1 protein-coding gene is annotated in these 278 nt (G+C 63.3%); it reads left to right on the top strand.

Features of this window, described 5'->3' with window-relative positions:
• Positions 1-278, top strand: a 278-nt coding sequence (locus EN786_RS37500; RefSeq protein ID WP_135910254.1) for a DegT/DnrJ/EryC1/StrS family aminotransferase, incomplete at both ends; no start/stop codon positions are given.

Here is a 278-nt window from a genome sequence, read left to right as displayed (position 1 = left end):
ATCGAGAAGCTCGCCATCCTCGAAGACGAAATGGTGGCGCGCCAGATCGTCGCCGACCGGTATGCCAAGGGACTTGGCGACATCGTCAAGGCGTCGCGCAATCTCGGCCATGGCCGCTCAGCCTGGGCGCAATACGCCATCGAGACGCCGAAGCGCGACGGGCTGAAGGCACATCTCGGCGAAAAGGGCATTCCGTCGGTGATCTACTATGTGAAGCCGCTGCACGAGCAGGTGGCCTACAAGGACTATCCGCGCACGCCCACGGGGCTTGCCGTCTC

The organism is Mesorhizobium sp. M4B.F.Ca.ET.143.01.1.1, assembly GCF_004792275.1.
In the GTDB taxonomy this organism is placed as follows: domain Bacteria; phylum Pseudomonadota; class Alphaproteobacteria; order Rhizobiales; family Rhizobiaceae; genus Mesorhizobium; species Mesorhizobium abyssinicae.
The sequence above is the reverse complement of the archived record's forward strand: the minus strand, read 5'-3'. Positions and strand labels throughout refer to the sequence as shown.